6 protein-coding genes and 1 pseudogene are annotated in these 6,956 nt (G+C 72.2%); 4 read left to right on the top strand and 3 right to left on the bottom strand.

What is annotated here, in order from left to right; all coding sequences use genetic code 11:
* The first annotated feature begins 143 nt into the window (after positions 1-143).
* Together E0F75_RS01120 and E0F75_RS01115 are read left to right on the top strand one after the other, a co-directional pair.
* Complete coding sequence (locus E0F75_RS01120) at positions 144-1,184, top strand: NAD(P)-dependent alcohol dehydrogenase (RefSeq protein WP_187620511.1); 1,041 nt, start codon at positions 144-146, stop codon at positions 1,182-1,184.
* Positions 1,185-1,497: 313 nt separating this feature from the next.
* The gene (locus E0F75_RS01115; protein ID WP_229312415.1) at positions 1,498-2,835 is read left to right on the top strand and encodes an alpha/beta hydrolase; all 1,338 of its coding nucleotides are present in this window, start codon (positions 1,498-1,500) and stop codon (positions 2,833-2,835) included.
* A 135-nt stretch (positions 2,836-2,970) separates the two neighbouring features.
* Here the strand turns inward: E0F75_RS01115 and E0F75_RS01110 are convergent, their stop codons facing one another.
* The 3 genes and pseudogenes from E0F75_RS01110 to E0F75_RS01100 all read right to left on the bottom strand — a co-directional run.
* Positions 2,971-3,540, bottom strand: coding sequence for a TIGR03086 family metal-binding protein (locus E0F75_RS01110; protein ID WP_187620510.1), 570 nt, complete (start codon positions 3,538-3,540; stop codon positions 2,971-2,973).
* Between the two features lie 452 nt (positions 3,541-3,992).
* Positions 3,993-5,258 carry a saccharopine dehydrogenase family protein gene (locus E0F75_RS01105; protein WP_187620509.1) on the bottom strand — a complete coding sequence of 422 codons (1,266 nt, stop codon included), beginning with the start codon at positions 5,256-5,258 and terminating at the stop codon, positions 3,993-3,995.
* A gap of 68 nt (positions 5,259-5,326) precedes the next feature.
* Positions 5,327-5,461 (bottom strand): annotated as a pseudogene (locus E0F75_RS01100) (nitrilase); the annotation flags it as partial.
* Positions 5,462-5,493: 32 nt separating this feature from the next.
* Between E0F75_RS01100 and E0F75_RS01095 the strand changes: the two are divergent.
* Entirely contained in the window at positions 5,494-6,207 is a 714-nt protein-coding gene (locus E0F75_RS01095; protein ID WP_187620508.1) for a TetR/AcrR family transcriptional regulator, read from the top strand.
* A gap of 320 nt (positions 6,208-6,527) precedes the next feature.
* Complete coding sequence (locus E0F75_RS01090; RefSeq protein WP_187620507.1) at positions 6,528-6,929, top strand: hypothetical protein; 402 nt, start codon at positions 6,528-6,530, stop codon at positions 6,927-6,929.
* The last annotated feature ends 27 nt before the right edge of the window (positions 6,930-6,956 follow it).

Below are 6,956 nucleotides of genomic sequence, written 5' to 3'. Positions count from 1 at the left end.
ATCCGACCCCGGATCCGACCCCGGATCCGACCCCGGATCCGACCCCGGATCCGACCCCGGATCCGACCCCGGATCCGGCTCCGGCGCACCCGCACCTCCGATGACCTGCGTACCACCCACGTCATGAGAAGGGCACTCCCCAGATGCTGAGTTACCACCTGTCGCACAGTGGTGCCGGGCTGTCCGGCCTTGCAGTCCGCGAGCACGACATGCCCGTGCCCGGTCCCGGCCAGGCCCTGGTGGCGGTGCGAGCGACGTCCCTGAGCTTCCGCGAACTCATGGTGCTCGACGGGACCTACGTGCTGCCGGTCAAGCCCGACGTGGTCCCCGTCTCGGACGGGGCCGGCGAGGTCGTCGCGCTCGGCCCGGGCGCCGACACCGTACGCGTCGGTGACCGCGTGGCCGCCACGCTCTTCCCTTCCTGGCAGGACGGCCCGTTCGCCCTCGAGCACCTCGCGCAGCGCGGCGGCTCGCTGGACGGCCTGCTCACCGAGTTCGCGCTGCTCGACACCGACTCGCTGGTGGCCGTCCCGGCGCACTTGTCGTACGAGGAGGCGGCGACCCTGCCGTGCGTGGCGGTTACGGCGTGGAACGCGCTCACCGGCGACGGAGCGGGCCTCGGGCCCGGCGACACCGTCGTAGTGCAGGGGTCCGGCGGGGTATCCCTGTTCGCGCTCCAGTTCGCCAAGGCCCTCGGCGCGCGCGTGATCGCCACGACCAGCGGTCCCGCCAAGGCCGCGCGGCTGCGCGAGCTCGGCGCCGACGAGGTCGTCGACTACTCGGCCACGCCCGACTGGGCCACTGAGGTCCGCACCTTCACCGGCGGCCGGGGCGCCGACCGCATCGTCGACGTCGCGGGACTGCTCCACGAGTCGATCCGTGCGATCGCCCTGGCGGGCACCATCGCGTGCGTCGGTTTCGTCGGCAATGCCGCCACGCCCCTCGACACCGGTGCCCTGTTCGCCTCCGGTGCCACCGTCCGGACAGTCGCCGTCGGCAGCCGCGCTCAGTTCACCGCGATGAACGCCTTCATCGGGACGCACGGACTGCGGCCCGTGATCGACCGCGTCTTCCCCTTCGACGCGGCGGCGGACGCCTACCGTCACTACGCGGCCGGCGGTCCCTTCGGCAAGGTGGTCGTCAGCCACTCCCACGCCTCCCCGCGGGCCCGTATCCGGGGATGACGACAGCCGAGGACTCGGTGGCCGGCGTGGCAGGACCGCGTCCGCGCACTCCCCTGACACGGGGACGACGTTCTCCCCCTTCCAGGGCCCCTCGGCGGTAGCAGGGCTGGTGATCTCGCTCTGCTGCGGCCGGCACGGGATCCGGGGACGGCCCCGTGTGTTCCCACGAGCGGCGGCTTTGATCGCCCGTCACCGCAAGGTGCGGCCGCCCCCGTTCAGGGGGATTCCCCGGTTCCGGGGTGGGGCTGGCCACCCTCCTCGCCGGGGGGCCGTCGGATGTCGCGGTGATCACCGGCTCCGTAGCGTCTTCGTCATGACCCAGACGACACCCGCCACGACGCCCCGCACCACGAGTCAGGCCACGCCCCACACCACGACGCGCACCCGCTCGGGTCGGTCCGTGCGGCGCCGGAGGGCACGCCAGTCCCTCGCCGCTGCGACTGCCGCCGTCGTCACCGCCCTGGCCGCCGCCCCGGCGTTCGCCACGTCCGAACTCCGTCCCACACCGGTCCCGGTCCCCATCCCGGCCCAGCAGACCATCGGGCGCGGAACCCTCCTCGGTGTCACCCCCGCCGGGGACCTGAGCCGGGCGGAGGTGGCCGCGTTCCTCAAGGGCGCCGGCATCGACGCGTCGACCGTGCGCCACGGCGTACGGGGCTACCGGCTCACCTACCGGACACTGACGCCGCAGGGGGCGCCGACGACCGCCACCGGCCTGCTGGTGCTCCCCAAGGGCGGCGAGCGGCGGCTCGACCTGGTGGCGGACACGCACGGCACGATGGTCCACCGCGACTACGCGCCGTCCGTCGCCGAGGACTTCGGCCTCTACGCGCCCTACCTGCACGCCGCCGCGGGCCGTGCCGTCGCCGCCCCGGACTATCTCGGGCTCGGCAAGGGCCCCGGCCTCCACCCGTACATGGACACCGCCTCCTCCGTCTCGGCCTCGCTCGACATGCTGCGGGCCTCCCGGACTGCCGCGGCCGCGCTCGGCAGACCGCTCACCGGGGACGTGTACGGCACCGGGTTCTCGCAGGGCGGCCAGGTCGCCATGGCGCTCGGCCGCGAGCTGGCTCGGGGCGCGGACCGGCACTTCAGGCTGCGGGCCCTCGCGCCGGTCGCCGGACCGTACGACCTTCGGGGCGCCGAGGTCCCCGCCCTGCTCGACGGCCGGGTCAACGACATCAGCGGCGTCTTCTACATGGCGTACTTCCTCACCGCGCAGAACCGGCTCCACCCCGTCTACGCCGACCCGGCCGAGGCCTTCCGGCAGCCGTACGCGGGGTACGTGGAGCAGCTCTTCGACACCCGGCACACCGAGGAGGACATCGTCACCAAACTCCCCGGCTCGGTGAAGGAACTGCTGACCGACGACTTCTACGAGCGGCTGGGCCACCCGACCGGCGGCCTGCTGGCCGCGCTCAAGGCACAGGACGGCACCTGCGACTGGAAGCCCGACGTTCCGGTACGGCTGCACACCGCGGCCGGCGACACGGACGTGGCGATCGCCAACTCCGTCAGCTGCGCGGCCGACCTGGCCCGCAACGGCGTGAAGGCCCCCGTGATCGACCACGGGAAGGCCGACCACAACGGCTCCTTCAAGCTGGCGGGTCCGCAGATCGTGCGCTGGTTCGACAGGCTGGCGCACGGCTAGGAGGTGCGTTCCGTGGTCTGGCGCCTGATCCGGCTCTGACGAGGGCTGACGCCTTCTCGTTGCGGCCCGTCCGGGCGAGCCAGGGCGAGGACGCGATTCCTCTGCGGGCCATGCGGTGCCGGGTGCCGTGCTGTTTCAGGGGGTGCGGCCGCTGGTCGCGAGGGCGCGGTTGAAGGCGGGGGCGTCGGCGTCCACCGGGGCCGGGGCGGCGAAGCCTTCGTACGTGCGATACATCTCGGCGTAGCGCTCGACGACGTCGAGGAGGTACGTGCCGGTGTCCTCGGGCAGTGTGAAGTCCTGGCCTGTCGCACGCGCCAGGTCCCAGCCGTGCAGGGCGAGCTCGGCGAGGAGCATGGCGGCGATCTCGTCGGCGGGCATCGTGTTGCCGCCACCGAGGTCGACGTCGCCCTTCCAGGCTTCGGGTTGTGCCCAGGCGGCGAGCGCTCGGTCGAGCTGGGCGGCGTACTGCTCGGGCCAGTCGGTGTCGGCGGTGAAGTCGCGTGCGACCAGGTTGTCGGGGAGCTGGGTGCGCAGGGCGCGGTGTTCGAGGCCGTGTGCGGTGTAGAGGACGAGGTGGTTGGCGAGTTCGCGGACGGTCCAGCCGGTGCAGCCGGAGGGTCCGGCGAGCTGCTCCGGGCTGATGCCACGGGCGACCCGGGCGGCTTCGGCGGCGCTGCTGGAGAGGTGTGCGTGGATCTCGTTCATGCCGCCCACGCTAGGGACCGCGCCCGCGTCGGTCTTGAACTTTTCCGACACGTCTTCGGGCACGTCTTCGGATGGGGCCTGCCGAGTCTCTGCGTTCCGGATGGGCGTGGCCGCCGAGGATGCCTGGGCGGCGCTTGTGCGGGACGGGGTGGGGCGTGCCGCGAAGGCGTCGGCCCTGGGCGCGGGGGACAGGGCCTGGGGGGAAGCTGGAGCGGGTGCCCCACATCGGCGAAACCACAGGGGCGAAAAACGGCGGGTGCCGGCATCGGTCCGTCGCCGGTCGTCGGCGGACCGATGCAGGCAGCGAGCGCCACGTGATCCGCGGCGGACGAGGCACCCACTCCAGGCCTCACGAGCGTGGGGGCGACTTCCCTTCGGAACGGCCGTCGCCTGCCGGGTCCGGGCTTGCCCGGTTGCTCATGGGTGCGGGGGGGGGCTTGGGCCAGGGGTTGTCAGACGGGGCCGGGGGCGCCGCCGGACGTGGTGCGGGTGGGTTCCTGTTCGCGTACGGCCCAGGGGGAGCCGTATGCGGTGAGGAGGTCGAGGAAGGGGCGTGGCGGGAGGGCCTCGGGGCCCAGGACTCCGGGCCCGGACCAGACGCCGGTGGCGAGCAGTTCGAGGGCCACCACCGGGTTGACGGCGGTCTGCCAGACGACGGCCTGGGAGCCGTACTCGCGCATGGACCACTCGTTGTCGACGACGTGGTAGAGGTACACCTCGCGGGGCAGGCCGTCCTTCGTGCCCTTGACCCAGGTCCCGGCGCAGGTCTTTCCGGTCATCCGCTCCCCGAGCGCCGCCGGGTCCGGCAGGCAGGCGGCGACCACGTCGCGGGGCGAGACGCGGGCGGGGCTGCCGTCCTCGCCGCGGACCGTGACCGGCACGGTGGAGTCCAGGCCCAGGGCGTGCAGGGTCTTGAGCTTGCCGATGAAGTCCTGCCCGAGGCCGTACTTGAAGGTGACCCGACGGGCTCCGACCCAGCGCGGGATCAGGAGCACCTCCTCGTGCTCGACGTTGACGCACTCGACGGGGCCGATGCCCTCGGGGAAGTCGAAGACCTCCGGCTCGCTGAACGGGGCGGTGGTGAACCAGCCGCGCTCTCGCTCGTACACCACGGGAGGGTTGAGGCATTCCTCGATCGTTGTCCAGATGTTGAAGGACGGCGCGAAGTCGTAGCCCTCGACGGACAGGTCGGCGCCGTCGCGGATGCCGATCTCCTCGATGTCGTCGAAGAGGTCGTCGGCCGCGTAGCGGGCGAAGACGTCCGAGAGCCCGGGCTCGACGCCCATGCCGACGAGCGCGATGCGGCCCGACTTCTCCCACTCGGCGGCCTGTTCGAACTGCTCGTCGCCGAGCTTCACCCCGCAGATGCTGTGCGGATCGTCGGGGTGCGGGCGGGAGAGGGACATGGCCATGTCGACGTAGTGGCTGCCCGCCGCCAGCGCGGCGTTGAACAGGGGCATCACGAAGCGCGGATCGGTGGCGTTCATCAGGACGTCGCATCCGGCCTCGGTGAGCAGCCGGGTGACCGCCGCCTCGTCGGAGGCGTCGACGCGGCAGGCGCTGAACCGTGTCTCCTCGCCGCCCAGGGCCGCGACCGCGGCCTCGGCCCGGCCCAGGTCGTAGTCGGCGACGACGAAGCGGTCGAAGAAGCCGCGGCGGGCGGCGATCTTGGTGATCGCGCTCCCGACGCCGCCGGCGCCCACAAGCAGAACACGCATGGCACAGTCCTTTCTCGGTGAGGCGGGTGCCTCTGGGGGCTGATGGAACCCGGCGCTGCGAGTTAAGGTCAATGATGTTGGCATAAGGCGGCGTCGATGACGACCCGGTCCGGGTTCTCCGCCGGCGTGCGCCCGTAGCGCTCCGCGTAGCGCCCCACCGCGTCCGCGACGACCTCCGCCTCCGTACGGATGTGCGCGACGCCCGGCCCGGACGGCGACACGGAAGAGCGTGGCGATGGCGAAGGAAGTGGTCCCTGAGGAGGCCCGCAGACGGCGGCGCCCCACTCGGCAGGGGACGGTGCTCTCCGAGCGGCTCATAGTCGAGACGGCGCTGCGGATGGTGCGCGAGCACGGGAGCGCGGGCCTGTCCGCCCGGCGGCTCGGCGCCGCGCTGGGGGCGGACCCCAGCACCCTGTACCGGTACTTCGACGGCATGGACGGGCTCACACGCGCCATCGGCGAGGAGCTGATCGGCCGGGCGCTGGCCGGCTGGGTCGCGACGGGGCAGTGGCGTGCGGATCTGCGCTCACTGGGCCTGCGCATCCACGGCGCCTACCTCGCCCATCCACAGGCCGCGCTGCTGACCGCGAGCCGGGTGACCGGCCGGCCGAGGGAGATCGCCGCCGACGAGGCGATTCTCGACAGCCTTCGCGGCGCGGGGTTCGCAGATGTGGACGCGGTGCGGATCTATCACGCCTACATCGACCAGTGCCTGGCCTTCGCGGCGCTCGACGCGGGGGCGCTCGCACTGTCGGCGAAGGTGCGCGAGGCGGACGAGGAGATGTGGGAGTCGACGTATGCCCGGCTGCCGGCCGAGGCGTACCCGAACATCGCGGCCACCGCTGGGCTGCTGGCCGAGCGCATGCCCCACAGCGCGTACCCGGTCGCGCTGGACATGCTGCTTGAGAGCGCCGCATGTCAGCTGGTGGCCGAGGGCACCGGCGGCTGACCGGGCGGCGCTTGTGTCAAGACCATTGACCCCTGTGCGGCAGCCTTCGCGTTCTACGACCTGAAGCGGTCCGGTCCCGACTGCGGTGCGACCTTCTCTTGGGTGACCTCAGAACACCTCAGAACACCTCAGAACACCTCAGGACAGCTCCAGTCAGACGCCTGAGATCCGCTCACGACGCCGGTGATCCCTGGCCTGGCCTCGCTTTCATCGGCCGGGTCACTTCGTTCAGCTCCTGCTGCCGCGGCGCGGGGAGCGTCGTAGCCTGAAGGGAGACGAACGGCAGTCCCCTGGCAGGCGCACAGGGAGGACGCGTACCCATGCACACCTTGTGGCTCGCCACGATCATCGACGGCGCGGTGACGGAGCCGTGCGACTACGCCGTAGCCGTCGACGGCGGTGCCTTTCGCCCGGCGTCCACCGCCACGCCGGTCCCCGCCGAGTTCCAGGTCGACGACGGGACGAGCTTCCTGGACATCAGGGCCACGCCGCACGCCCCCGAACTCTGGCCGGTGCAGGGGCAGTTCACGTTCCCGTTCCCGGGTTCCCCGGACTTGGTGTCCATCGATGCTCCGGACTCCTTCGGGCCGCCCCGGAGTTCCGGAAGTCCCGGCGCGTTCCTCATGGTGGTCGACACCTACCTGTCCCGGCTGCGGGACGCCTCGGCGGCCTGCCTGGCCTCGCTCGCGGCTTCCTCGCCGCCGTCCTCAACGACCCCGTGAACAGGACAGAGGGCTTCACGCACCGCG

Origin of the sequence: Streptomyces sp. CB02980 (genome assembly GCF_014451325.2) — a bacterium.
Taxonomy (GTDB): domain Bacteria; phylum Actinomycetota; class Actinomycetes; order Streptomycetales; family Streptomycetaceae; genus Streptomyces.
Note: the sequence above shows the minus strand (reverse complement) of the source record. Positions and strands in the feature narration are given on the sequence as shown.